This is a genomic window from Pseudanabaena sp. FACHB-1998 (assembly GCF_014696355.1).
In the GTDB taxonomy this organism is placed as follows: Bacteria; Cyanobacteriota; Cyanobacteriia; order Pseudanabaenales; family Pseudanabaenaceae; genus Pseudanabaena.
The window spans coordinates 24489-50275 of record NZ_JACJQA010000011.1 but is presented as its reverse complement, the minus strand read 5'-3'; the positions used below and the strand labels follow the sequence as shown (position 1 = coordinate 50275).

The following is a 25787-nucleotide window of genomic DNA, read 5'->3' as shown; positions in this document are numbered from 1 at the left end:
CACATTAATCATGACCGCCAGTATCACACCCAAATTTTCTCCAGCCGAAATCAAATCTGAGGGCTTGACCCTCGATGAATATCAAATGATTTGCGATCGCCTTGGTCGTGAACCCAACAAAGCCGAATTGGGGATGTTTGGCGTGATGTGGTCTGAGCATTGCTGCTACAAAAATTCGCGTCCCTTGCTCAAGCAATTTCCCACGACGGGCGATCGCATTCTGGTTGGTCCGGGAGAAAACGCTGGCGTAGTCAAGATTACCGATGATATTGCCATTAGTTTTAAGATCGAAAGCCATAACCGTCCTTCAGCAGTAGAACCCTATCAGGGCGCAGCGACAGGCGTTGGCGGCATTTTACGCGATATTTTCACAATGGGAGCGCGTCCCGTGGCGATTTTGAACTCATTGCGATTTGGGGAATTGTCCGATCCTTGGGTACGTAGTCGTGTTAACGGCATTGTCAACGGCATCGCTGGCTATGGTAATTGTATCGGCGTTCCTACGGTTGGCGGTGAGGTCTATTTTGATAAGGCATATAACCGTAATCCGCTAGTCAATGCGATGGCGATCGGGATTATGGAAACTAAAGAAATCGTCAAATCAGGTGCTGCGGGTGTGGGCAATCCTGTAATTTATGTGGGTTCGACTACGGGGCGCGATGGGATCAAGGGCGCAAGTTTTGCTAGTACGGAGATTTCTGGTAAGTCAGAACAGAATCGCTCGGCGGTACAGGTGGGCGATCCATTTTTAGAGAAAGCTTTAGTGGAAGCTTGTTTAGAAGCTTTCAAAACTGGTGCTGTGGTGGCGGCACAGGATATGGGCGCGGCAGGGTTGACCTGTTCTACTTCCGAAATGGCGGCTAAGGGCGGCGTGGGTGTATCTCTGGATTTAGATAAAATTCCTGCGCGAGAATCAGGAATGAACGCTTATGAATATCTGCTTTCGGAATCTCAGGAACGGATGTTATTTGTGGCGCATAAGGGCAGGGAAACAGAACTGATTGAGATTTTTGAGCGTTGGGGACTTCATGCAGTGGTGGCAGGTGAAGTTCTAGAAGAACCAATTGTACGCATTCTCTGGCATGGTGAAATTGCGGCGGAGATTCCTGCGACGGCTTTGGCGGACAACACCCCGATTTATCATCGTCAACTTGCCGATACTCCTGAATATGCTAAGCAAGCTTGGGCATGGGATGAAAAAACAGCGATCGCCTCTTTCCCTGCTATTTCCCCTAATGATGCATTATTGAAATTACTCGATACACCCGCGATCGCCTCGAAAGCATGGGTCTATCGCCAGTATGATCACCAGGTTCAGAATAATACGGTGCTTTTCCCTGGGGGCGCGGACGCGGCGGTAATTCGTTTACGCAGTCAAGGGTTTGGGGCTGGTGAGTTGAGCGCGGCTGAATGCCAAATTGATGCCCTTGCGGGGGTTGCGGCGACTGTTGATTGCAATGCCCGTTATGTTTACCTCGATCCCTACGAAGGCGCAAAACTAGCGGTTGCTGAAGCTGCCCGTAATTTATCCTGTGTTGGTTCCGATCCTATTTCTGTTACTGACAACTTGAATTTTGGCAGTCCTGAAAATGCGATCGGTTACTGGCAGTTACATGAAGCCTGTCGCGGCATTGCTGATGCTTGTCGCGAATTGTCCACACCTGTTACTGGCGGTAATGTATCCCTCTATAACGAAACTATTGATGCGGAAGGCAATTCACAACCCATCTATCCCACACCTGTAATCGGAATGGTCGGCTTAGTTGAAGATGTGACTAAGGTTGTCGGTCAGGGTTGGCAGAATGTCGGTGATGTGATTTATTTGCTAGGTAGCGATCGCGCTAGTCTCGCAGGTTCAGAATATCTCGCATCAGTCATCGGTGAAGTCACAGGTCGTCCTCAACCCGTAGATTTTGAGTTAGAGCGCAAAGTACAGCTTGCCTGTCGTCAAGGAGTTATCCAAGGCTTAGTTCAATCTGCCCATGATTGTTCTGAAGGTGGGCTAGCCGTAGCGATCGCCGAATCATCTATTTCGGGCAAACTCACTGCCAAAATTCAACTTGTTCTTTCTGAAGACTTACATTTAACTCAACTTCTGTTTGGTGAAGGTGCAAGTCGGATTGTTGTTTCTGTGAAAGAAAGCGATCGCACTGCATGGGAAGCATATCTCAATAATCAGCTAGATGATGCTTGGCAGTGTATTGGCAGGGTAAGCGAGGCGGCTAGTGAGTTGGAGATTGTGGTGAATGGAGAACAAGCGATCGCTTTATCTTTATCGCAAATCACCAAAAACTTTAATGAGGCTATTCCAAAACGCATGAGTCATATTCTGTAATATTTTTAGAGAGTGCGTCCCGAAGAGACGCACTCTCTAAAAATATTTAGGATTCCTTTAAAGTCAAAAATCGTTAAATTCGGTAACAAAACTAAGACATTTAGATAGACCCCAAAATAACCAGATAAACTAGATTAATAGAGTTTGAGGTTAAGTAAATGTTAGTTGAACATCCTAACCGACAAGAATTGACTGCCGAGGAATTACTTAGTTTAAAGAATTTACAATCGGTAATTCGTTTAGCATCTGCTGACGGCAAGATTTCTAAGTACGATCTGGATTTAATTGATCGGACAATTCATGCGGACGGTAAAGTATTAGTCGAGGAAGTCAACATGGTGCGACAGCTAATCCACGATAAGCTAGCCAACGGTTGGCTTAGCTATGATTGGAATAACTAAATCACAAATAAATGAGTAAAAGCTGGATCAATGAGTAGAATCAAGCAAATAAATCGTCTGCAAGCCCAAATTATTAAAGCCAATCTTGCCAAGTCTCAAGCGGCTCATCCTGAAAAAAATGAGCTTTGCGTGGTTGCAGCTTTTTATCATTTTACAGACTTGCCAGATTACGAAGCTTTGCGAAATCCGCTCAAAGAGTTTTGTGATGCTCATCAGCTTAAGGGAACTATCCTCTTGGCTCAAGAAGGTATCAATTCGACAATTGCTGGTAGTCGCGAAGCGATCGATGCTTTGCTCAGCCATTTACGCAGCGATCGCCGACTACAGCAATTAGAACATAAAGAATCCTATTGCCAAGGTATTCCCTTTCAACGAATGAAAGTACGCCTTAAAAAGGAAATAGTGACTCTAGGAGTTCCCAATATCGATCCTAGATATCGAGTTGGTACTTATGTCGATCCTAAAGACTGGAATAGCTTAATTGCTGATCCAGAAGTAATCGTTATTGATACTCGCAATAACTATGAAGTAGAATTTGGCACTTTTAAAGGTGCAATAAATCCTAATTTGGAGACCTTTGGCGAGTTCCCAAATTATGTGCAAGAACATCTAGATCCTAACAAACATCAAAAGGTTGCTATGTTCTGCACTGGGGGTATTCGTTGCGAAAAGGCTAGTGCTTATATGTTGTCTCAAGGCTTTAGTGAGGTATATCACCTTAAGGGTGGAATTCTCAAATATATTGAGGAAGTGCCACAGGAAGAGAGTGTCTGGGAAGGAGAATGTTTTGTATTTGACGATCGCGTTAGTATTAACTCAATTTAAAGCCTTTAAAAGTAATGCTAAGCGTTACTTTTAAAGGCTTTAAGGGTTGAATTGGTTGGCTAAAAAAAGCGATCTAAAACCATAATTTTTATAGAGAGGCAAAGCCTCTCTACAAAAATTATGCCAGTAACTTCTCAACTGCGGCAATTACATCTTCAGGTTGAGGAATGGTGAGATTTTCTAAGCCACCATTGTAAGGAGTTGGGACATCCAAAGCCGCAAGACGCACAATTGGCGCATCAAGCTCATCAAAGTAACTGTCATTGATCGAAGCAATAATTTCCGAACCAATACTGGCGCAACGCATACCTTCTTCAACAATCACAATGCGATGAGTTTTACGAAGGGAAGTTACGATTGTTTCCATATCAAGGGGCTTGAGAGAAATCAAATCAATCACTTCAGGATCGTAGCCCTTATCCACTAAAGTTTCGACAGCTTTAAGAACGTGATAACGCATTCTCGAATAGGTGAGAATCGTTACATCACTTCCCTCACGGACAATTTCTGCCTTGTCGAGGGGTAGTAAGTACTCTTCATCGGGAATATCTTCTTTGAGGTTGTAAAGCAAAACATGCTCAAAGAAAAGAATCGGATTATCGTTGCGAATTGCTGATTTTAGCAAGCCCTTGGCGTTGTAGGGCGTAGAGCAAGCCACCATCTTAATTCCGGGTACTGCTTGGAAATAGGTTTCAAGACGCTGGGAATGTTCTGCACCGAGGTTCCGTCCTACGCCACCTGGTCCACGAATTACGACGGGAATTTTGAAGTTGCCACCAGAGGTGTAGCGCAGCATCCCTGCGTTGTTAGAAATTTGGTTGAAGGCAAGGAGCAGGAAGCCCATATTCATGCCTTCGATAATAGGGCGCAAGCCTGTCATCGCTGAGCCGATCGCTAGACCTGTGAAGCTGTTTTCGGCGATCGGGGTATCAAGTAAGCGCAAATCACCGTATTTCTTATAAAGGTCTTTGGTTACTTTGTAGGAGCCGCCATAATGCCCCACGTCTTCGCCTAAAACATAAACGGCTGGATCGCGCTCCATTTCCTCATCAATTGCTTCTCTGAGGGCGTTAAAAAAAGTAACCTCTGCCATATTTATCTATTAATTTCTACATAGTTGTTGGGGCTAACGCCCAATTATAACTTTACAAAGCGTAAATCTTGCACCTGAACTCAAAAGCATTTTGAGTTTTGTGTAAAAAAGCGCCGCCTTTTTTAGTTGCGAATAGAGAGAGCTCTATTCGCAACTAAATAGAAATTTCGGGTATATCGGCAATATTTAGGGAGGAGTTTTGGGGTTTAGGGTTAGCTAAATTGGTTAATACATTGCCCCGATCGCAGCGATCGCGAAACTCGCAGGAACTACAGATATTGCCATCTGGTGAGCGTTGGGGATAATCTAACCCGTGCAACTGCCATTCATGAAGAGATTGGCTAAGATCAGCCAAAATTTCTGTAAGCTTTTTTTCGGTTTGCTCATGTTGTGCTTGCGAATAAGAAATGATCACCGCGTCAGCAGTATTTGCAAACCAATAGGTCATAGACAACTGCTCAGGAGCATAATTACTCGTTTTTGCTAGTAGATATAGATAAAGTCGAGTTTGCCAATTATGTTCTAACTTTTCTTTGGCGATCGCCCTTTGATGGGTTTTCCAGTCAAGGACTTGAGCGTGGCGATCGCCCAAAATTAAAAAATCGTAAATAGCGGTTAGGACAAAATACTCTTGACCACGATCATTATTCTCTTTATGATGCAGCGACATTTCTAATGAAATTTCTAAAGTGCGGCGATGCTCGCATAGGCGATCGCCAACAATCATCTCTGGTGGTTGGTTTTCAAAAGCGGCTAGCCATGACTGCAAATTAGCGTCACTATTTGCTAAGGCTGAGACATCCAGCCCTAACTCCTTTTGTTGCATGAGCAAGTGAAAATTTGCGCCCAAAAGCAGCTTTTTTTTGATTTCCAAGTCAGCATCTGGTAAGCTCAACTCCTCTAAAAAAGTGTATTGATACTTACGCCGACAACTTTCCCAGATATTAAGATGCCCCTGAGATATCGAAGGAATTGAAGAAATAGCTTTCATTGCAGATTTGCGTTCTTGTAGTACCATATCGTCAAACGATCGCCAGCACCTATGAATGCACCAGTGAATGCCTCTGTCATTCCCAACCCTAATTCTTCGATGCGTCGATTTTTAAAAATCGTCAACCTGCGTCCTGACGAAGCAGAGCGCACGTTGTTGATGTTTTTATTTTACGGTGCAACATCAATTGGCGCGGTATGGCTTGAGTATTCTAGCTCTACCCTGTTTCTGGAAGCCTATAAAGCCGAAAATTTAACTTGGGTATATATCGCCACGGCTTTTGTGGTCACAGCTTTTGGTGTTTTTTATTCTTGGCTGCAAAAGCTATTTCCTTTGCGTTGGGTCATGCTAGGCATTTCATTTTTATTAGCCCTACCATTGCCTTTTGCTTGGATGGGGCTGATGCAAAAGGGATCATTTATATACATGGCGGCAGTTTTTGGGATTCGCCTCTGGGTTGAAGGGATTTATGTACTTAGCAATATTAATAATGATATTGCGGCTAACCAGTTATTTAATATCCGTGAAATCAAACGTGCTTTCCCCTTAATTAGTACGGGAATTATTGTTGCCGAAATTGTGGGCGGATTTTCTTACCCATTTCTGGTGAGTTGGGGTGGGGCGATCAATATGACCCTAGCCACCTGCTTTATGCTGTTTATGGGTTCCTGCGTACTGTTTTATTTGAGTACGCGCTATAAACAAGCCTTTCCCAACTCGGTCTATAACAATGACGAGGATAGTGATATTTCCACCCGATCGCTACAGGGGAATATTCTCAACTATGTTTGGCTATTGTTTGGCTTTTTTGTAGCGGCTCAAGTTTTGTTTTTCATGATCGAGTTTCAGTATCAGACCCAACTCGAAACTCACCTAAAAACTGAAGAGGCGATCGGTAGCTTCTTAGGAATATTTGGGGGGATTATGGGAGTCTTTAAGCTTGCCTTGCAGCTTTTTGGCTCTAGTCGCATTATCGAAAGGATCGGGGTGTTTTTTGCGGTACTTATGCCGCCTGCGGGCATCATCATCACAGGCACGCTCGCAGGATTTGCTCCCTTTGGACTCCTTATAGGGTTTGTGGTTCTGAAGTTCTTTGACGAGTTATTTCGATTTACGATCGTGGCGGCAACAGCACCTACTTTATTTCAAGCTGTCCCCGATCAGTTTCGCAGTCAGATGCAATCCTTTGTGCGGGGCATCGCCGATCCGCTTGCCACTGGAGGCGCAGGGGTATTGATTTGGGTAGTGAGTGAAATTTTTAAACAAAGGGGGATTGATTCTGACATTTTTTCCCATTGGTTTGCTGGCGTAATTGTCCTTGTAGCCATAATTTGGGTGGCGGTCATTTGGCTACTGCGGCGCGGCTATTTAGAACTATTGATTCAAAGTGTCGAGCGTGGACAACTGAGCTTAATGGCGGTAGATACCCGTGAGTTACGCCGAGCCGTCTCCGAATCAATGACTCGTGCCGAAACGCAAACGGAGCAGTCGGTTTGCATCGATCTGCTTACGCAAATTGCGCCACAGGCGGTGGGCGAATCCCTTGCTCCTTTGCTTGCCCAAATGAATCCCGATTTGCAAGCGCAAAGCATTGAAGCAATGTTGGCAAATCCTGAAGCGAAATATTTGCCATCCATTCGGGAGGTAATGCAATCTCCCCAAGCATCACCGCAGGTACAGGCTTTATGTTTGCGCTATGTATTGCTAGCAGACGATAAAAATCGCGATATTGATAGTCTGCGAAAATATTTGGGGCCAGAACAAAATCCGATCATTCGGGGTACGGCTGTAGCTTTGATGATGCGGTTAGGCGCTTCGTCTCAGGTGGCGGAGGCAACAAATACTTTGCGCCATATGATCACGAGTTCATCCCAGCCTGAGAGAGTGATCGGTTGCCGCGCCTTGGCAGAAGCCGCCTTTATGCAGTCTTTACGATTTTATGTGCCGCAATTATTGCAAGATCCTTCGATTGAGGTGCGTTGTGCGCTATTGCGGGCGATCGCCGCTACTCGTGCGAGTGAATACTTTCCCTCAGTGATTCGGGGTCTACACTATAAGGCGACCCGCAAAGCTTCTCACGAAGCCCTAGTCACCCTTGGTGATGATGCGATCAGCTCTCTCATCGACCTTGCCTATAGCGATCGCAGTCCCGATAATGCGCGTGTCCAAGCTTGGGACATTTTGGGTGAAATTGGTACACAGACTTCTATATCTGTCCTTGCTAGCAACTTATCCCAAACTTGGGGCAAGCATCGGCGACAAATCCTTAGAACTCTGATCCGTATTCCTCAAGAACAGGGCATTGAAGCAGTTTTAGAGTTAATGGGACGTAGCGGCATTGAAAAAATGGTCGTTCAAGAACTAGGGGTGATGACTGAGGCTTGGGCGGCGATCGAGGACGTTCCCGAAGATCAAATTTCCACCGTCGAAGCGGGTTTACTTTTAGATTCTTTGCGAACTGAGGCGATCGATAGCCTAGAGCGAATTTTTCTATTAATGAAATTGCTGTACTCATCTTCCGCAATTCAGGCGGCGGCCTTTAATATTCTGTCTGGATCTAAGGGTAGTCTGGCGCGAGGTATGGAAATTCTAGACAATACGGTTGATTTAAGTATTAAGCAGATCCTCTTGTCAGTAGTCGATAATCGCTCGATCTCCGATAAATTAGGTGTACTTTCCACAATTCATCCCTACCAACCTTTATCACCCCTCAAGCGCCTACAGCAGCTTGTAGAACTCCGTTATTGTCTATCTGACTGGACTTTAACTTGTTGCTTACATGTGGCAAGGACTCAATTTTGGAGCCTACCTGCGGAAACCATGTTGAAATGCATAGAGCATCCCACAGGTTTTGTCCGAGAAGCGGTGATTGCCTATTTGCAAGTTTCTTCACCGCGATCGCTGGTAAGAATTCTGCCCCGTTTATTAAAAGATCGTAATCCTTTGGTACTCGCTCAGGCAAAAGCAATTTCCTATTATTTTCAAAATAACGGGAAAAACACCCTAAATCTAAGTGATAATTCCCATGAGAGCAAAGATATAGATACTGAGATTAGAGCCAGAATGGCTGGCAAGCCAACTGGGTATGGGGAGTCTTAGCGATGTTAACCAGTATTGATCGGTTATTGTTAGTGCGCGGGGTTCCGATTTTTAAGGAACTCCGTGATGACTTCTTAGTACGCCTCGCTTCAATTATGAATGAGGTGTCATACCCATCGGGCAAGATGATCTTTGCCCAAGGTCAAGAGGGGCGATCGCTTTACATTGTGGTGGCTGGTCGGGTGCGGGTGCATTTGGGGGACAAGGATTTGGCAATTTTAGATAAAGGTAGTTGTTTCGGGGAAATGTCGCTTTTTGACGCAGAGCCGCGATCAGCTTCTGTAACGGCTATTTCTAACTGCGATTGCTTGGTGTTAACGCAGCAGCAACTGTATGAGGCGATCGATGAGACTCCCGATATTGCAGTAAATATTATTCGTTTATTATCACGGCGCATCCGTAGCCAAAATTTGCAACTCAATGAGCTACAAGCTTCTAAGCAGTCATAAATAGAAGTGCGGCGCATAGCGCCGCACTTCTATTTTTTTGAAATTGCTGCTTTGCAGCAATTTCAAAAAATCTCTTGATCTTGGTTAAGTCCTTAAATAGACGGTGCAAAGCGCCGCCTATTTAAGGACTTTTGCAATCTTGATAGAGCTTTTTAAATTTTTGCTGTTGCAGATTGTGATCCACAATTGGCAAGGGATAATCTCGTTTTTTGCACTGATGGGGTGGAATATTGCCACTTAATAGCTCAGCCGTCGTTAAACCCTGCAATTCAGGCAACCATTGCAAAATATACTCACCTTCAGGATCATACTTGCGAGATTGAGATGCAGGATTAAAAATGCGGAGGGGCTTAGGGTCCATCCCACTAGATGCACTCCACTGCCAGCCGCCATTATTTGCCGCTAAGTCACCGTCCAGAAGCTTTTGCATAAAGTAACGTTCGCCCCATTGCCAATTGATAATTAAGTCCTTAGTCAAAAAGCTCGCCACAATCATCCGACAACGATTATGCATCCAGCCCGTTTGATTAAGTTGACGCATGGCGGCATCCACAATGGGATAGCCTGTACGACCCTCACACCAAGCCTGAAATTTTTCCTCGTCATCATCCCAAGGGAAATTTCGCATTTGGGGGCGATAGGCTCCTGACTCTAGCTCAGGAAAATAAAACAAAACATGCTGATAAAACTCACGCCATGCTAATTCTTGCTTCCATGTGGTGATCCCCGTGGCATCTTCTTCGCTACGCACCATCTGTTTCGCCGCGATCGCTGCCGCCCAGACCCGCCTAATCCCCACAGTCCCAAAGCGTAAATGGGGGCTTAAATTTGATGTGCCAGCATGGGCAGGCAGATCCCGTTCTGTTTGATAACGCAGAATGCTATTGCTATCACAAAATTTGTTTAATAGCTCTAAAGCGGCAGTTTCTCCTGATTTGGGCAGGGCAATGTCATTAATAAACTTGAGTTCTCGCAAACTTGGTAAAGACATTACGGGTAAATTTTCGTAATTAGCTAAACCTTTTATTTTTTGTGGGGCATCGAAGGGCTGAGGTTTCGGCTTGCTTTGCCAATTGCGCCAAAAGGGGGTGTACACCTTATAGGGTTCTCCCGACTGAGTGGCGATCGCATGGGGGGCAATCAACCCAATATCGACAAAGCTCTGTACCTTGATCCCCAGAGCTTGCAAAGCATCAGTCGCTTGGCGATCGCGCTTAATCGCCAAGGGTTCCACATCCTCATTAAAAAAAACGTGACTAGCCGAAACAGCCTGTGCTAATTTACAAATTTCCTGCACAGGCTGTCCATACATGAATAGCAATTCACTCCCCAAGCGGCGATAATTAGCCTGCAATTCTCGCAGACAGCCCAGCATAAAATCGACCTTACGACCTTCAGTTAAGCCATCATCAAGAATATCGGGATCAAAGATAAATAGCCCTAATACACAACCTTGATCCCCCACCTGTGCGATCGCCTCACTTAGGGCTGGATGATCATCCACGCGCAAATCACGACGATGCCAAACTAAAGCGATTTGTCCCGATAATATTTGACGATCTTTTCCAGAGTTACTGGCTATTTGAGGCATAACTATCTACAGTTCTACTGACTTAAAGCACTCTCCTATTATCAATCAAAAATTCCTTGCTAGGATGAGTATTGATCAACTTGAGATTGCTACCATGCCAGTTAAAATCGCGATCGCGCAAATTCAGTTAGAGCAAGGTCAACGAGTTAGCCTAGAAAATATTAGCTGGCAGGAATTTGTAGACATCTTAGAAGACTTAGGAGAACATCGTCATTCACTGATTGCCTACTACAAGGGAGTGTTAGAACTACGGATGCCACTCGCAGGACATGAACGTATAAAAGTTTTGATCGGAGATTTACTTAAGATTATTTTGGACGAATTAGCCTTGGAGTGGGAATCCCTAGGTTCTACAACCTTTAAGAATAAGAAAATGCAGGCGGGGATCGAGCCTGATGATTGCTTTTATATCAATAACTATCAAGCAGTAATTGGCAAAAAGAGGATTGATCTTACGGTTGATCCTGCGCCTGATTTGGTAATCGAAGTTGATTTAACCTCAATTACTCAAATCAATGCTTATGAAGCTTTGGCGGTTTCTGAAATTTGGCGGTATAAGAATGGAAAATTAGAGATAAATCTATTGGCAAATAGTCAATATGTTAACTCCACTGTTAGCAAGGCTTTACCTAATATTGATGTTATTCAAGGGATATCTCTATTTTTAGAAAAAAGTAATGAAATCCCAATGAGTACTTTGCGTCGCGAATTTCGGCAATGGTTACAAGAGCAAATAAAGTGATGATGCAACACGCTATCACTTTATTTTTAATGAGCTAATATTTACGATAACTGGTGCTAATGTCAGGAAACCGTAAATATTGCTATCTCCAAACATAAATTATCAGTTAATAAATGCCCAACAACCCCAAGTTTATGCTTGGATAGGAGGGTAGCCTTGCCCTCCGCCTTAGGGTCAGCAGAACGGCAATAAGACAAAGTAACCATTCAGGAATAATTCTATGCAAACAAATGTTGCTAATCAAACCAGCAATATTACGGTAGAAGACGATCGCACAGGTTTAAGTATTGAAACCCTCAAGCGAGCCTTTGCCGATAACCTGTTCTACATTCAAGGCAAACTCGCATTACTGGCTAATTTTACCGACTATTACATGGCGTTATCGTACACCACACGCGATCGCCTCTTACAACGCTGGCTTCAAACCCTCAAGGTCTACCACGAGCAAGACATTAAAACTGTCTATTATCTCTCCGCCGAATTTTTGATGGGGCGACATCTCGGTAATAGTTTGATCAATCTTGACCTTTACGAAGCCATTGAGCAAGCCGTTAAAGAATCAGGGCTCGACCTCACTGAGATCTTAGAACAAGAACCAGATCCCGGGCTTGGTAACGGTGGACTGGGACGACTAGCCGCCTGTTTTCTTGATTCCCTCGCAACTCTAGAAATTCCTGCAATGGGTTACGGAATTCGCTATGAATTCGGAATTTTCAACCAATCAATTCAACATGGTTGGCAGGTAGAAATTCCTGACAAATGGCTCCGTTGTGGCAATCCTTGGGAAGTTGTGCGCTACGAATCCACAGTCCAAGTCAAATTCGGCGGACATACCGAAATCTATAATGACGATCGCGGTCGTCCCCATACCCGTTGGATTCCTAGCTTCACCGTTGAGGGCATTCCCCACGATACCCCCGTTCCCGGATATCAAACCAACACCGTCAACACCTTGCGTCTCTGGAAAGCAGAAGCAGGGGAAGACTTTAACTTCCAAGCCTTTAACTCTGGCGACTATGATGGCGCAGTAGCTACCAAAATCAAATCAGAGACTATCTCTAAAGTTCTCTATCCCAACGACAACACTCCTCAAGGTCGCCAACTACGCCTAGAGCAGCAATTCTTCTTTGTTTCCTGCTCATTGCAAGACATCATTCGCCGCCATCTGAAAAAATATGGTCGCCTCGATAATCTTCCTGAACATGCCGCCATTCAGCTAAATGATACGCACCCTGCCATTAGCATTGCGGAAATGATGCGTTTGTTGGTAGATGACCATGAAATGTATTGGGACGAAGCATGGCGCATTACCCAAAGCACCTTTGCCTACACCAATCACACTCTCATGCCCGAAGCTCTAGAAAAATGGGGAGTTCCCTTATTTGAGAGTCTTTTGCCTCGCCATTTGCAAATCATTTACGAAATCAATCATCGCTTTTTACAGGATGTCCAGACTTGGTATCCCGATGATGAAGAGTTACTAGCGCGGCTCTCGATCATTGAAGAAAGTGGTGGTAAACAAGTCCGCATGGCAAATCTTGCAACCGTTGGTAGTCATGCCGTCAATGGTGTAGCCGCTTTGCATACTGAATTGTTGAAGCAGGATGTTTTAAAGGACTTTTATAAGCTTTGGCCTGCGAAGTTCAACAATAAAACCAATGGTGTTACCCCTCGTCGTTGGGTATTACTAGCTAATCCTGCTTTATCTGGTCTAATTACCGAAAAAATTGGTGATACTTGGCTGAAGCACCTTGATGAACTTAAAAAACTTGAAGCCTTTGTGGATGACAAGGATTTTCGCGATCGCTGGAATCAGATCAAACGCGCCAACAAGCAAAAACTTGCTGATTACATCTCAGCTCACAATGGTGTAGACGTTGATGTCAATTCTATTTTTGACATCCAAGTTAAGCGTATTCATGAATACAAGCGTCAGCATCTTGACCTACTCCACATCATTGCCCTGTACTTGCGAATCAAGCAAAATCCTAGTATTGATGTTACTCCTCGCACCTTCGTCTTTGGCGGAAAAGCTGCTCCTGGTTACTTCATGGCGAAGTTGATCATTAAAGCAATCAATGCCGTTGCTGATGTGGTTAATCGCGATCCCGATGTTCAAGACAGAATTAAAGTTGTCTTTCTAGCTAACTTCAGTGCTTCTCTGGGACAATTGATTTATCCTGCTGCTGATCTCTCTGAACAAATTTCCACCGCAGGTAAGGAAGCCTCTGGTACTGGCAACATGAAATTCACCATGAATGGAGCCTTAACCATTGGTACTTTAGATGGTGCAAATATTGAAATTCGTGAAGAAGTCGGTGCAGAAAACTTCTTCCTCTTCGGTTTGACTGCGGCTGAAGTAGAAAAGATGAAGTCTGAAGGCTATAATCCCTATAGCTTTTACGAAAATAATGAAGAACTACGTCTTGTACTCGATCGCTTAGGGGGAGGATATTTCTCTCCCGGCGATAAAGACCTATTCAAGCCTTTGGTAGATTCTCTACTTTATCGGGATGACTATATGTTATTGGCTGATTATCAAGCCTACTCCGATTGTCAAGATAAAGTCGCCGCCGCTTATAAGGATGGGGAGAATTGGACAACGATGAGCATTCTCAATGTTGCTCGTTCTGGTAAGTTCTCTTCCGATCGCACAATCAAGGAATACTGCGATGAAATCTGGAATGTTAAGCCAGTTAAGGTGGAATTAGAAGCCTACGATCCAGCAAAAGCGACCCTCAATATTAGTGGTTAAGCTTCTCTAAATCTATAAATCAAAGGCGGCGCTTTGCGCCGCCTTTGATTTATGTATATTCATTGATTATTGAGTTATGAAAATTGCCTTTTTTAATACCAAAACCTACGATCGCCAATTTTTTGAAACCGCCAATATTCAATATGATCATGAGATTACCTTCCTAGAATCTCACCTCAGTCCTGAAACCGTTTCCCTCGCCTCTGGATTTCCTGCGATCTGCATTTTTATCAATGACTATCTCAATGCCTCGATGCTAGAAACCCTCGCCAAAGGCGGTACAAAATTAATTGCGTTGCGATCGGCGGGATTTAATCATGTAGACTTAGCGGCGGCGGCTCAATTAGGTCTAGAGATGGTGCGCGTGCCAGCCTATTCTCCCTATGCGGTTGCCGAACATGCCGTAGCCTTAATTCTCTCTCTCAATCGAAAAGTCCATCGCGCTTATAACCGTGTGAGAGAAGGTAATTTTTCAATTGATGGATTACTAGGTTTTGATTTGCATAGTTCGACCGTAGGCGTTATTGGCACTGGAAAGATCGGCGCTATTTTTGCCCAGATCATGAAAGGCTTTGGCTGCAAGCTCTTAGGGTATGATACCTATCAAAATCCAACTTGCCTTAATTTAGGGATGGAATATGTAGACCTCTCTCAACTATTTGCTCAATCCGATATTATTTCTCTCCATTGCCCACTCACTCCTGAATCCCATCATTTGATTAATGAGGCGGCGATCGCGCAGATGAAATCAGGGATGATGCTAATTAATACCAGTCGAGGCGGTTTGATTGATACGCAAGCGGCAATTGATGGACTGAAATCTGGGGCGATCGGCTATCTGGGCATAGATGTGTATGAGCAGGAAGCGGATTTATTTTTTGAAGATTTATCCAATCAAGTTATTCAAGATGACACTTTCCAGCGTTTACTCACTTTCCCAAATGTCATTGTTACAGGACATCAAGCCTTTTTTACCAGTCAAGCTCTCAGTAATATCGCTGAAACTACCCTCTCTAATATTACGGAATTTGAGAAGACTGGTAACTGTATCAATATTGTCAGAATGGAACAAGCGATCGCTTCTGTTAAATAGTTAAAGATGGGCGGCGCTTAGCGTCAACCATCTTTAACCTATAAATCAATAACAGGAAGTGGGCTTTGCCCGATTCCTGTTAAGTAGCTAGGCATAATTAATTACAAACCAAAACCCGTCAAGTTGCGCCCCATAGGGCGCAACTTGACGGGTTTTGGAATACTAGCTGCTATTAAAAACTGCGCGATTGCGACCATTATTTTTGGCTAAATATAAGCCTTTGTCCGCAGATTCTAGAAGTGTTTTGGATAAAACTCTAACAGTAGGAAAAGCCGTAGATATACCAATGCTTAAAGAAACATGCTTACTTACATAAGAGAACTCATGGGGGATTTTGAGATTATCTACAGCCTGACAAATTTGCTCTGCAATATGAGTTGCGCCTTCTCTTAGAGTATTTGGAAGAATAACCGCAAATTCTTCCCCTCCATAACGAGCTGCGAGATCGGCGGGACGACGAATACAAGACTCGATCGCTTTAGCAACTGCCCGTAAACAATCATCTCCCGTAGGATGTCCGTAGCGATCGTTATAACGTTTAAAGAAATCCACATCACACAACAAGAGCGAAAGTGGTGAATTTTCTCTGGCTAGGCGTTGCCATTCATTTTCTAAGCGCTGGTCAAAGGCTCGACGATTAGCTATTTGCGTAAGCCCATCTACGGTTACCTCACGCGCAAGGGACAAAGCTCGGTCATAGAGCATCGCTTCAATCGTGTCACTATGGGTGGTGGTAGTATCTAAAATCAGTTCGAGATCATTTTTTTCGCTCGACAACCGATCTAAAAGTAACCGTAATGCTGTTTCAGTTTGTTGCCGATCTATTATTTCTGTTTGCAAACGGTGATTAGCTTTGGATAACTGTTCTTGTTGAATAGTCTTGGCAGCGAGTTGCTGCTTTAAACTAATATTTTGGGATTTTAACTCTTTAATTTCTTGCGCTAGGCTTTCAACTTTAGCCGAGAAAAGTTGATCATTAATAACTTGGGTGTGTTCTTCAGTATGCATACTTTTCTAACTATTGGGGAGTATCTGCCTATGCGTAGAAATATGAGTCTGTAATAATCTTCTACCTGCTAACCTTTTAAATATAGTAATTCTAGAACAGCTTTTAGTAATTGCCAAATCTTAAATTTAGAGAAAATATAAAGTGTAGTATGTAACATTTTTATTGGGGATTATGTGTTTTATGAGCCAAATAAAAATAAGCAGCTAATTAAAATTAATAGTTAACACTAAATATTCTGAGGTGATTTTACTAAAGAGGAATGTTTACATCAAATGAAGTTTTTCTACACTTTATCTAACGTAAATTAAATAGGTTTTCTAGAGTCACACTATATAGCAAAGCAAGAGTTAGCCAGTACAAACCAAAACCCAAAAAGCGAGTTGCGGCGCTTCGCGCCGCAACTCGCTTTTTGGGTTTTATGTCCTAAGCAAAACTTACACTGCTATATTTTTCAATCTAATTTTTGGATTAAAACCCACGACTTGTGGCGCACGCGCCACAAGTCGTGGGTTTGTTTTTTAATCGCGTCTAGACACTTAGCCCTAATAACTCTAACTACGAAATAGTCGAGAATACTGCGTCTCATGATTGGCTGAGGCTAAACTTGCCCCCCATCCACACCACTCTAGATCGCAATCTAATCGCTCTAAAGCCAACTGTGAACTCTGCACAATATCAGTGCTAAGCCGAAATATAATCTGTTGCCCAATGGTTTGACCAAAGGGAACTGCTCTTACTGCGGCACTAACTAAATTTGATAACCAGCTATAGATATAACCACTAACAGTATTTTGAGGGTTGATACCCAAGCTTGCGGCAACAATACCAAAGGCGATCGCATAATTGCATCCCCTTCCTTCAGCATTATCTTTAGCCTTGGGCAAAGAGTCTTGTATTTCTTGCCTAATTGTCGATAGAGACTGAAAGTCTTGGAGATTTTCCTTTAAAGAATCTTGATAAGTCTCTTCCCTAGATAATGAATCTAATGGAAGCTGACACCACAATTTGATTAAAGATTGTCCCATTTGCCAACTAGCTAAACGAACTTCTTCTGTTTCTCTAGTAGCTGAAAACCAGTTATTCCAATAGATAAGGCTATGGATATCGCTTTTGATAAATCCTTGATGGGCGCGAAGTGCGATCGCCGCCTCGTTGGAAATAAAACCAAAACTTAACTCCCTTTTGAGCCAATTGTAAAGATCCACTTCATTATGGATAACACCAGAACTGCATAGGTATTCTATTCCCTCTGAATAGCTATAAGCTCCTATCGGTAGAGTAGGACTGGTGATTTGCAATAGTCGCAATATTTGCAAAGAATCAAGATTAATGATCATGGTGATGATGATATGCGCCAGACTCTGGTTGAAAAGGTTGCATTTCCTGAGTAACATTTAAACCCATTTTGAGAACCATATCCTCAAGTACGGAGTCAGGTGACAGCCTTAGATAAGATTCAGTAATTTCTAGGGCAATATGTCGATTTCCTAAATGATAAGCTGCGCGCAAAAAATCGATCGCATGGTGGGATGTGACAGTTAAGACAGGTTCGGGCTTAGCTAAGACTTTGGCGATCGCCTGACCATTAGCATCCGCAAGAATATCACCTTCTCTCAACACTGTACCTCTCTGTAGTTGCAGATTTACTTCCTCACCTTCTTCGCTCATAAAACGATGACGACTCCGAGTTCTATCTTCGGCAATTAATGCCAAGGTGAGTAAAGATGTAGGCTCCACTGTTTGTTTTGCCTGTGGCGATAGACGCTGGGTGAGAATGTGCATAATTCCGAAACTATACTCTTGTACTATGGTGGATAGCGATTACAGCCTATTGAGGTTTTGTATATTACAGATAAATTTTTAAAAAGCTTGTAAAGTAAACTTTTTGAAAATTTATCTGGGTTTTAAGAAAGTGCAAAGCGCTGTAACTCTATTCACAATAGTATAAGTTAAAGATAAATCCGTATGTCACCATTTCGCATTGGAGTTGCTGGACCCGTTGGTTCTGGAAAAACAGCCCTTGTTGATTCGCTCTGTAAAGCGATGCGATCGCATTTTCAAATTGCTGTCGTCACTAATGATATATACACTCAAGAGGATGCTCAGTTCCTTGTTCGCAGCGAAGCTCTAGAACGCGATCGCATTGTGGGCGTAGAAACTGGTGGTTGTCCCCATACTGCCATTCGTGAAGATGCATCGATGAACTTGGCAGCGATCGAGCAATTAGAACTTCGATTTGAGAATTTAGATTTAATTTTTGTAGAGAGTGGTGGCGATAATCTTGCATCTACCTTTAGCCCTGAGTTGGTAGATCTCACTCTCTATGTAATTGATGTAGCGGCAGGCGATAAAATACCGCGCAAAGGAGGACCTGGAATTACTAAATCTGATTTATTAGTGATTAATAAAATTGATCTTGCGCCTTACGTGGGGGCAGATTTAACCGTAATGGATCGTGATGCTAAAAAAATGCGTGGTGACAAACCTTTTGTATTTAGTAATCTTAAAACCCAAGAAGGTTTAACTAAAATCACAGATTTTATTATCAAAAAAATGTAGATTAATATCTCATTTGAAAACATTTGAGAAAAGCAATGGGCTTAAGTCCCCTGTTCTAGGCTTGGCGAAATCGTGACAAAGCCAAAGTAATATGATCCCTGTAGATTTGAGTAACTAGGCGTAATTAAATACACAAAAATAAAGCCTGTAGTATAGGTTTAGCCTATGCTATAGGCTTTATTTTTGCCTTAATTTGCTAATCAGCAACTAGTAGTAAGTCACTTCGTAAATTCTTGACTATCAAGGTATTAGCTATACAATAAAGGAATGAACTAAAGCAAGCTGGTCTAAGTTGGAGTTATGGTAAAACAGTCTCCTCTAGGGTCTGAGCAGATTTCTCCAGAAGACTGGGAAAACACACCAACTAGTGTCAAGCGTATTTTGGAGTCACTTGTTGCCAATGTGTCTTTATCGGTTAGCGAAAGCCGTCTGATCCAATTTTTAGACGCGACCCCGATTGGAATTGCTGTGCATGACGCAGCAGGACAACTAATTTATATCAATAATATCGGGCGATCAATATTGGGGACTAATCGCTACGCAGAATCAGAGACAGATCGCCTTTCAGAATCTTTCCAGATATATCGTGCTGGTACTGAGGAACCCTATCCGAATCAAGACTTGCCTAGTAATCGTGCTTTTGCAGGAGAAACCATTCAAGTTAATGATTTAGAGATTCGTCGTTCTGATGGCGTAGTGCCTTTAGAAGTAACAGCTACACCAATTTTTGATCAGCAGGAACAGGTTATTTATGCGATCGCCACTTTTCAGGATATTAGCGATCGCCTAACTAATGAAGCTAAACGCAATCAAGCTGAGATAGCCTTGCTAGAGAGTGAACTCAAGCTCCGCAACCTCACCGACGCAATACCAGGGGCTGTTTATCAATTTCGACTTAGCCCAGAAGGGGAATTTAGTGTGCCGTTCGCGAGTCAGGGCATTGAGGAATTAACGGGGATTTCGCCAGAATGTGTCATTAACGATATCCAAGTTATTTGGGACTTGATTTTTCCTGAAGACTGGGAATCTTTCCACCAATCCATTGTTGTTTCCGCTCAGACCCTCGAACCTTGGAATTTTGAATTTCGCATTCAAACTGTTAGCGAAAAAATTAAGTGGATTTTAGGAAAGTCCATTCCCCAACAGAGAGAAGATGGAGCAATTATTTGGAATGGAATTCTGACAGATATTAGCGATCGCAAGCAAACCGCAGCCAACTTAGAAAAAAGTGAGCAGAGATTTCGCAACTTATTTGAGTCTACCCCAAAAATCTCAGTCCAAGGCTACAATCGTCTGCGTCAAGTAATTTACTGGAATGAGGCAAGTGAACATCTGTATGGCTACACCAAGGCTGAGGCAATCGGTCAGCAACTGGAAGATCTGATTATTCCTCCAGAGATGCGTCAAGGTGTAATTGATGCAGTTCAAAATTGGCTCGTAAATGGGCAACCTATTCCAGCCGATGAACTAAACTTAATGCGTAAAGACGGTTCTAGAATAGCAGTTTATTCTAGTCACATAATGCTGACTAATACTGAAGGAGAACAAGAACTCTATTGTGTAGATATTGACCTGAGTGATCAAAAGCAAACCGAAGAAAATTTACGTCAAGCTGTTACCACTACTCAAGCTTTAATTGATGCAATTCCTGACCTAATTTTGCGTGTGAGTCGTGATGGTTTTTACTTGGATGCCATTCCTTCCGATGAAATTGAGTGTGCAGTTTCACCTGAACAAATGCTCGGTAACAATGTATTAGATGTGCTTGAACCAGAAGTCGCACAACAGCGCATGTATTACATCGAACAAGCATTTCAAACTGGGGAAATTCAATTTCATGAGTACCAAACTGTAATCAATGGCGAAGTGCATTACGAGGAGGCTCGGATTGCTGTCAGTGGTGATAATGAAGCGATGATCCTGATTCGTGACATTAGCGATCGCAAGAAACTGGAAGAGGAGCTATCCTACAGCCATGATCTACGGGAACTAATCTTTAATGAATCCACCGATGCATTGTTCTTACTTGATAGTAGAACTTCACTAATATTTGACTGCAATCAGCAAGCCATAGAATTATTTGAAGTAGATCATAAAAACCAATTACTTAACATCGTGGGTAGCACTCTTCATAAACGTAATTTCACCAAGAAAGAACTTGCTTGGATTAATCAAGAAGTTGATCAAAAAGGTTTTTGTCAATTAGAGTTAGAATACCTCACTTTTAAAGGACGTGAATTTTGGGGAGATCTTTTGCTAAAGAGAATTAATTTTGGTGAAAGACATTTTAGTCTGGCTCGCATAGTGGATATTACCATTCGCAAACGTACTGAAATAGAATTACTCAAAGCCAAAGAAGCAGCAGAAGAAGCTACTCGAGCCAAAAGTGCATTCTTAGCAAATATGAGCCATGAAATTCGTACTCCCATGAATGGAGTATTAGGGATGGCGCAACTACTAGAAACTACGAAGCTAGATGAAGAACAAGCAGATTTTGTGAAAGCAATCCAAGATAGTGGAGATGCGCTCTTAAATATAATTAATGATGTTCTCGATTTCTCGAAAATCGAATCAGGTATGTTAGCCATAGAAAAATGGGAATTTAATTTAGAAGAGCTGATCAGTCGGGTTTGCCAACTCTTAAATAGTCAAGCGATCGCTAAGCAAATTAATCTCCAATATGAGATCGCTCCTAATGTTCCGACTACGGTTTATAGCGATCGCCACCGCCTGCGTCAAATTTTACTAAATCTGATTGGTAACGCGATTAAATTCACTCAAATCGGTGAGGTGAAAGTTTTTGTCAGTGCTGAGTTTCAGTCTTTTATTTCCACACAAATTTCATCAGAAATTTCATCAAGCAACAAATACATACTCAAGTTTGCGATCGCCGATACAGGTATTGGCATTCAAAGCGATCAGATCGACCAATTATTTCAACCATTTACTCAAGCTGATGTCTCCATTAATCGCAAATATGGTGGTACAGGATTGGGGTTAGCCATTAGTAAGCGTCTTGTAGAATTTCTGGGTGGCACGATTTGGGTGGAAAGTCTCGGTCAAGTAGGTGGTAAGCCAAGCTTAGACTGGAAGCCGCTATTCTCCACTAGAGGTTCAATCCAAGGTTCAACCTTCTATTTTACAATCGCTAGCTCAACTTCTGAAATCGAGAAAGAGGCGATCGATGGGCAAACATCTTCAATCCCTCCCCTTGTGATTGAGTCTCAACTAGCCGAAAAATTCCCTTTACAAATTTTATTGGTAGAAGATAATCCCTTTAATCAACTAATTGCCACGAAATTTCTTGAAAAATTAGGATATCAAATAGATTGGGCAAGAAATGGCTTAGAAGCTGTACAAGCAATTCAGACTCATGCCTATGACTTAATTTTGATGGATATCCAAATGCCTGAAATGGATGGATTAACGGCTACCAAATTGATTCGTCAAAGTTCTGAAAATTCTCACCTACCGATCGTTGCCATGACCGCCAATGCTAGACCTGAAGATCGTCAGGCTTGTTTGGATGCAGGTATGAATGATTACATTAGTAAACCCATTAAAATGCAAGAGATTATTCATATAATTTCAAGTCTAAAATAATGCTTACTCCCTTCTCACCTAAGGAATAGTCCTTATAAAGTGGAGGATTGGAGGTGTGCGGCGAAGCCACGCACCTCCAACCCTTGTATACCAAATTACGAAAGTGAGTCAATATTTTTGTGATTTATAGCTGTGGTCACTTGCATTAGGGCAAATCAAAACCCAAGAAGCGAGTTGCGGCGCTTCGCGCCGCAACTCGTCTTCTGGTTTTGTGTGCTAACAAGACTGACCACAGCTATAAAAATCAAATCCAGTGATACCAAATCAAAAGATGGCTACGCCATCTTTTGATTTGGTATCACTGGAAAGGGATTAATATCAGAGTCTTAGCTATCAATTTGGACAATGTTATCTATTCTCACAACCCCTAAACCAACAATCAGTAGAAATACTTCTAACAAAGACTAAAGGCAAAAAGTATTCTCTGATACAACCTGCTAGGATTAACTATATCAGGATTGTTAAGCAATCACTTCGATTGATTTAAGTGTGTGAGGAGTGGGGTTTAACCTCCATTCTAACTAGTCATGGAAAATAGAATTCAACAGTTTGGAGGCGTTAAAATTTAATGAGCAAGAGAATGAATCGTCGTAAGTTTATCGTCTATGGCTCTGCTGCACTGGGCGTTAGTAGTTTAATTAAAGCCTGTACCCCATCTACACCTACAGCAACTACTACAACTGCTGCAACTACGGCAGCAACAACTGCTGCTTCTCCTACTGCTGCTAGTACTGCGGCAGCTAAGGGTGGAACAATCAAGGTTGGCATTTTGCATTCCTTGAGCGGCACTATGGCAATTAGTGAAAAGAGCTTGGTCGATGCAACTCAACTTGCGATCGAAGAAATTAACAAGAAAGGCGGCGTGCTTGGTAAGCAAATCGAAGCGATCGTTGAAGACGGTAACTCTGACTGGCCAACATTCGCTGAAAAAGCGAAGAAATTAATCGACCAAGACAAGGTAGTTGTCGTGTTTGGTTGCTGGACTTCTGCTAGCCGTAAAGCTGTATTGCCTGTATTTGAGTCAAAAGATCATTTACTCTTCTATCCAGTTCAGTACGAAGGTCAAGAATGTTCTAAGAATATCTTCTACACTGGAGCCGCTCCTAACCAACAGATTGAGCCTTCTGTAGAATGGTTGCTTAAGAACAAGGGTAAAGAGTTCTTCCTCGTTGGCTCTGACTATGTGTTCCCTCGCACTGCAAACACAATCATTAAAGCTCAATTGGAAGCATCGGGCGGTAAGGTAGTCGGTGAAGACTATCTACCCTTGGGCAACTCTGAAGTTACACCAATTATCACCAAGATTAAGCAAGCACTTCCCAATGGCGGCGTAATTTACAACTCCCTCAATGGTGATAGTAACGTTGCTTTCTTCAAACAGATGCAAGGTGCTGGTCTGACTGCTGACAAATATCCTTCGATGTCCGTTAGTATCGCCGAAGAAGAAGTTAAAGCGATCGGTCCTGAATTCCTCAAGGGTCACTATGCAGCATGGAATTACTTCATGACCGTTGACAACCCTGTTAACAAGAAGTTCGTCGAAGCTTTCAAGGCTAAGTATGGTGCAGATCGTGTAACCAATGATCCTATGGAAGCTGGATACATCGCTGTAAACATTTGGAAGCAAGCGGTTGAGAAAGCAGGTAAAGCAGAGGATCTTGAAGCCGTAAGAATGGCTGCTCTCGGTCAAACCTTTGACGCTCCAGAAGGCAAGGTGACTATGGAAAACAGCCATCACTTGTCTAAGTTTGTCCGTATTGGTGAAGTTACACCTGATGGACAATTCAAAGTGGTTTATGAAACCAAGTCCGCAGTGGCTCCATTACCTTGGAACCAATTTGTTGCAGAGACTAAGGGCTTTGCTTGCGATTACTCTGATAAGGCTAAGGGTGGTAAGTTCAAGAAAGCATAGGTTTCTTTTACAGGCAAGGGGCTTAAGCCCCTTGCCTGTTACCCATCAACTTAAACCTCGAAATAGTTTGCTGTGTGGGCAATGTCTGCATAGCAAACTATTTTGATTCTGTTCGGTATTTATTGCCGAATCTGCTCATGTTTTTTATGTAGATAGAGTCATGAATGAAAATCTTCTCCGACTTCTAGAGGGAGTATTTAATGGTATCAGTACGGGTTCGGTACTATTATTAGCTGCATTAGGATTGGCGATCGTCTTTGGTTTGATGGGCGTAATTAATATGGCTCACGGCGAATTGATGATGCTGGGTGCATATACAACCTTTGTGGTACAGAATGGCTTCAAAAAGTTAGGAGAACCTTGGACAGATTTTTATGTTTTTGCAGCCCTAATTGCCGCTTTTTTAGTGACAGCAGGGATCGGATTTCTCTTGGAAAAGGGAGTAATTCGTTATCTCTATGGACGACCATTAGAAACACTTTTAGCAACTTGGGGCGTAAGCTTGATTTTGCAACAATTTGTCCGCAGCGTAAATTGGGTGATTATTGCAGCAATATTAGTTTTTAGCCTGTTATATTTTGGGGCTGTCTGGATTTTACAGAAAAGACCTAATTGGGAAGCGATTCGGAATTGGGCGATCGCGATCCTCTTACCCCTATCCCTCGCAATTTCAGGGGCAGTGGCAGTATTTCTGGGACAGATTTACAAAATGGCTGTGACCCAACCTTGGTTTGGCGCTCAGAATGTGGACGTGACTGCTCCTAAGTGGCTTAGAGGTGGTATCGCGATCGGATCATTACAATTACCCTATGTCCGCTTATTTATCATCGTTTTGACCATTGCCTGTGTGGTGGGCATCTATCTATTTCTAGAGAAGTCACCTTGGGGCTTGAGAATCCGTGCGGTAACTCAAAATAGACAAATGAGTTCCTGTTTAGGTATTCCTACTAAAACTGTTGATGCTTTAACATTTTCTCTTGGCTCAGGATTAGCAGGAATAGCAGGATGTGCGGTTAGCTTCCTTGGCTCCGTGGGACCAAATACTGGACAAAACTATATTGTAGACACCTTTATGGTGGTTGTCGTTGGTGGTGTCGGTAAGTTGGTGGGTAGTATTGCGGCAGCCATGGCGATTGGGATCACCAGCTATCTCTTCGGTTCCCAAACCTTTGTTACTTTATTTGGTCCACTAAGTCCCGTTGCAGGATTTTTCACTTTCTTTGGAACTACCAGTATGGCAAAAGTGCTGCTGTTCCTGATGATTGTTGCTTTCTTGCAATATAAGCCTGCGGGAATGTTTCCTCAAAAAGGTCGTTCAGTGGAATTGTAA

General features: G+C 42.9%; 18 protein-coding genes. 12 read left to right on the top strand and 6 right to left on the bottom strand.

The annotated features are described in order from the left end of the window. Nucleotides 1-22 precede the first annotated feature (22 nt). The 3 genes from purL to H6F42_RS05325 all read left to right on the top strand — a co-directional run bounded on the left by purL (nucleotide 23) and on the right by H6F42_RS05325 (nucleotide 3561). Nucleotides 23-2335 carry a phosphoribosylformylglycinamidine synthase subunit PurL gene (gene purL, locus H6F42_RS05335; RefSeq protein WP_190398369.1) on the top strand — a complete coding sequence of 771 codons (2313 nt, stop codon included), beginning with the start codon at nucleotides 23-25 and terminating at the stop codon, nucleotides 2333-2335. Nucleotides 2336-2493: 158 nt separating this feature from the next. Further along, nucleotides 2494-2736: a hypothetical protein gene (locus H6F42_RS05330; protein ID WP_190398326.1), complete on the top strand. Its 243-nt coding sequence runs from the start codon at nucleotides 2494-2496 to the stop codon at nucleotides 2734-2736. 30 nt (nucleotides 2737-2766) lie between these two features. Next, the gene (locus tag H6F42_RS05325) at nucleotides 2767-3561 is read left to right on the top strand and encodes a rhodanese-related sulfurtransferase (RefSeq protein WP_190398325.1); all 795 of its coding nucleotides are present in this window, start codon (nucleotides 2767-2769) and stop codon (nucleotides 3559-3561) included. 118 nt (nucleotides 3562-3679) lie between these two features. Here H6F42_RS05325 and H6F42_RS05320 read toward each other — a convergent pair whose 3' ends face one another. Together H6F42_RS05320 and H6F42_RS05315 are read right to left on the bottom strand one after the other, a co-directional pair. Further along, nucleotides 3680-4654, bottom strand: a complete 975-nt coding sequence (locus tag H6F42_RS05320) for an alpha-ketoacid dehydrogenase subunit beta (protein WP_190398324.1) — start codon at nucleotides 4652-4654, stop codon at nucleotides 3680-3682. Between the two features lie 154 nt (nucleotides 4655-4808). Continuing rightward, nucleotides 4809-5672 carry a PD-(D/E)XK nuclease family protein gene (locus H6F42_RS05315; protein ID WP_190398323.1) on the bottom strand — a complete coding sequence of 288 codons (864 nt, stop codon included), beginning with the start codon at nucleotides 5670-5672 and terminating at the stop codon, nucleotides 4809-4811. A gap of 24 nt (nucleotides 5673-5696) precedes the next feature. On the opposite strand from H6F42_RS05315, the gene H6F42_RS05310 reads away from it, so the two are divergent. Both H6F42_RS05310 and H6F42_RS05305 read left to right on the top strand, forming a co-directional pair. Continuing rightward, a complete protein-coding gene (locus H6F42_RS05310; RefSeq protein WP_190398322.1) occupies nucleotides 5697-8744 on the top strand; it encodes an MFS transporter in 3048 nt (1015 codons plus the stop codon). A 2-nt stretch (nucleotides 8745-8746) separates the two neighbouring features. Further along, on the top strand, nucleotides 8747-9193 hold the full coding sequence (locus H6F42_RS05305) for a cyclic nucleotide-binding domain-containing protein (RefSeq protein ID WP_190398321.1): 447 nt from the start codon (nucleotides 8747-8749) through the stop codon (nucleotides 9191-9193). A 121-nt stretch (nucleotides 9194-9314) separates the two neighbouring features. On the opposite strand, the gene H6F42_RS05300 is transcribed toward H6F42_RS05305, so the two are convergent. Next, nucleotides 9315-10784: an FAD-binding domain-containing protein gene (locus H6F42_RS05300; RefSeq protein WP_190398320.1), complete on the bottom strand. Its 1470-nt coding sequence runs from the start codon at nucleotides 10782-10784 to the stop codon at nucleotides 9315-9317. 94 nt (nucleotides 10785-10878) lie between these two features. Between H6F42_RS05300 and H6F42_RS05295 the strand changes: the two genes are divergently transcribed. From H6F42_RS05295 to H6F42_RS05285, 3 genes are all read left to right on the top strand, one after another. Continuing rightward, nucleotides 10879-11526: a Uma2 family endonuclease gene (locus H6F42_RS05295; protein ID WP_190398319.1), complete on the top strand. Its 648-nt coding sequence runs from the start codon at nucleotides 10879-10881 to the stop codon at nucleotides 11524-11526. Between the two features lie 220 nt (nucleotides 11527-11746). After that, nucleotides 11747-14281 (top strand): glycogen/starch/alpha-glucan phosphorylase, encoded by a 2535-nt coding sequence (locus H6F42_RS05290; protein WP_190398318.1) that lies wholly within the window; start codon nucleotides 11747-11749, stop codon nucleotides 14279-14281. Between the two features lie 76 nt (nucleotides 14282-14357). Then, nucleotides 14358-15374 carry a 2-hydroxyacid dehydrogenase gene (locus tag H6F42_RS05285; protein WP_190398317.1) on the top strand — a complete coding sequence of 339 codons (1017 nt, stop codon included), beginning with the start codon at nucleotides 14358-14360 and terminating at the stop codon, nucleotides 15372-15374. 162 nt (nucleotides 15375-15536) lie between these two features. Here H6F42_RS05285 and H6F42_RS05280 read toward each other — a convergent pair whose 3' ends face one another. From H6F42_RS05280 to ureE, 3 genes are all read right to left on the bottom strand, one after another. Next, nucleotides 15537-16382, bottom strand: a complete 846-nt coding sequence (locus H6F42_RS05280; RefSeq protein WP_190398316.1) for a diguanylate cyclase — start codon at nucleotides 16380-16382, stop codon at nucleotides 15537-15539. A 552-nt stretch (nucleotides 16383-16934) separates the two neighbouring features. Beyond that, nucleotides 16935-17720 carry an urease accessory protein UreF gene (locus H6F42_RS05275; protein WP_190398315.1) on the bottom strand — a complete coding sequence of 262 codons (786 nt, stop codon included), beginning with the start codon at nucleotides 17718-17720 and terminating at the stop codon, nucleotides 16935-16937. Further along, nucleotides 17710-18165, bottom strand: a complete 456-nt coding sequence (gene ureE / locus H6F42_RS05270; RefSeq protein WP_190398314.1) for an urease accessory protein UreE — start codon at nucleotides 18163-18165, stop codon at nucleotides 17710-17712. The genes H6F42_RS05275 and ureE overlap by 11 nt, the downstream gene beginning before the upstream one ends. Before the next feature lie 183 nt (nucleotides 18166-18348). Between ureE and ureG the strand changes: the two genes are divergently transcribed. From ureG to H6F42_RS05250, 4 genes are all read left to right on the top strand, one after another. After that, nucleotides 18349-18942: an urease accessory protein UreG gene (gene ureG / locus H6F42_RS05265; RefSeq protein ID WP_190398313.1), complete on the top strand. Its 594-nt coding sequence runs from the start codon at nucleotides 18349-18351 to the stop codon at nucleotides 18940-18942. 300 nt (nucleotides 18943-19242) lie between these two features. Next, nucleotides 19243-22545, top strand: coding sequence for a PAS domain S-box protein (locus H6F42_RS05260; RefSeq protein ID WP_190398312.1), 3303 nt, complete (start codon nucleotides 19243-19245; stop codon nucleotides 22543-22545). 568 nt (nucleotides 22546-23113) lie between these two features. Further along, the gene (gene urtA / locus H6F42_RS05255) at nucleotides 23114-24457 is read left to right on the top strand and encodes an urea ABC transporter substrate-binding protein (RefSeq protein WP_190398311.1); all 1344 of its coding nucleotides are present in this window, start codon (nucleotides 23114-23116) and stop codon (nucleotides 24455-24457) included. Between the two features lie 160 nt (nucleotides 24458-24617). Next, on the top strand, nucleotides 24618-25787 hold the full coding sequence (locus H6F42_RS05250; protein WP_190398310.1) for a branched-chain amino acid ABC transporter permease: 1170 nt from the start codon (nucleotides 24618-24620) through the stop codon (nucleotides 25785-25787).

Coding starts and splice junctions, on each gene's coding strand:
- H6F42_RS05330 (WP_190398326.1), top strand. CDS start 2,494: ATGTTAGTTGAACATCCTAACCGACAAGAATTGACTGCCGAGGAATTA.
- H6F42_RS05325 (WP_190398325.1), top strand. CDS start 2,767: ATGAGTAGAATCAAGCAAATAAATCGTCTGCAAGCCCAAATTATTAAA.
- H6F42_RS05320 (WP_190398324.1), bottom strand. CDS start 4,654: ATGGCAGAGGTTACTTTTTTTAACGCCCTCAGAGAAGCAATTGATGAG.
- H6F42_RS05315 (WP_190398323.1), bottom strand. CDS start 5,672: ATGGTACTACAAGAACGCAAATCTGCAATGAAAGCTATTTCTTCAATT.
- H6F42_RS05310 (WP_190398322.1), top strand. CDS start 5,697: ATGAATGCACCAGTGAATGCCTCTGTCATTCCCAACCCTAATTCTTCG.
- H6F42_RS05305 (WP_190398321.1), top strand. CDS start 8,747: ATGTTAACCAGTATTGATCGGTTATTGTTAGTGCGCGGGGTTCCGATT.
- H6F42_RS05300 (WP_190398320.1), bottom strand. CDS start 10,784: ATGCCTCAAATAGCCAGTAACTCTGGAAAAGATCGTCAAATATTATCG.
- H6F42_RS05295 (WP_190398319.1), top strand. CDS start 10,879: ATGCCAGTTAAAATCGCGATCGCGCAAATTCAGTTAGAGCAAGGTCAA.
- H6F42_RS05290 (WP_190398318.1), top strand. CDS start 11,747: ATGCAAACAAATGTTGCTAATCAAACCAGCAATATTACGGTAGAAGAC.
- H6F42_RS05285 (WP_190398317.1), top strand. CDS start 14,358: ATGAAAATTGCCTTTTTTAATACCAAAACCTACGATCGCCAATTTTTT.
- H6F42_RS05280 (WP_190398316.1), bottom strand. CDS start 16,382: ATGCATACTGAAGAACACACCCAAGTTATTAATGATCAACTTTTCTCG.
- H6F42_RS05275 (WP_190398315.1), bottom strand. CDS start 17,720: ATGATCATTAATCTTGATTCTTTGCAAATATTGCGACTATTGCAAATC.
- ureE (WP_190398314.1), bottom strand. CDS start 18,165: ATGCACATTCTCACCCAGCGTCTATCGCCACAGGCAAAACAAACAGTG.
- ureG (WP_190398313.1), top strand. CDS start 18,349: ATGTCACCATTTCGCATTGGAGTTGCTGGACCCGTTGGTTCTGGAAAA.
- H6F42_RS05260 (WP_190398312.1), top strand. CDS start 19,243: ATGGTAAAACAGTCTCCTCTAGGGTCTGAGCAGATTTCTCCAGAAGAC.
- urtA (WP_190398311.1), top strand. CDS start 23,114: ATGAGCAAGAGAATGAATCGTCGTAAGTTTATCGTCTATGGCTCTGCT.
- H6F42_RS05250 (WP_190398310.1), top strand. CDS start 24,618: ATGAATGAAAATCTTCTCCGACTTCTAGAGGGAGTATTTAATGGTATC.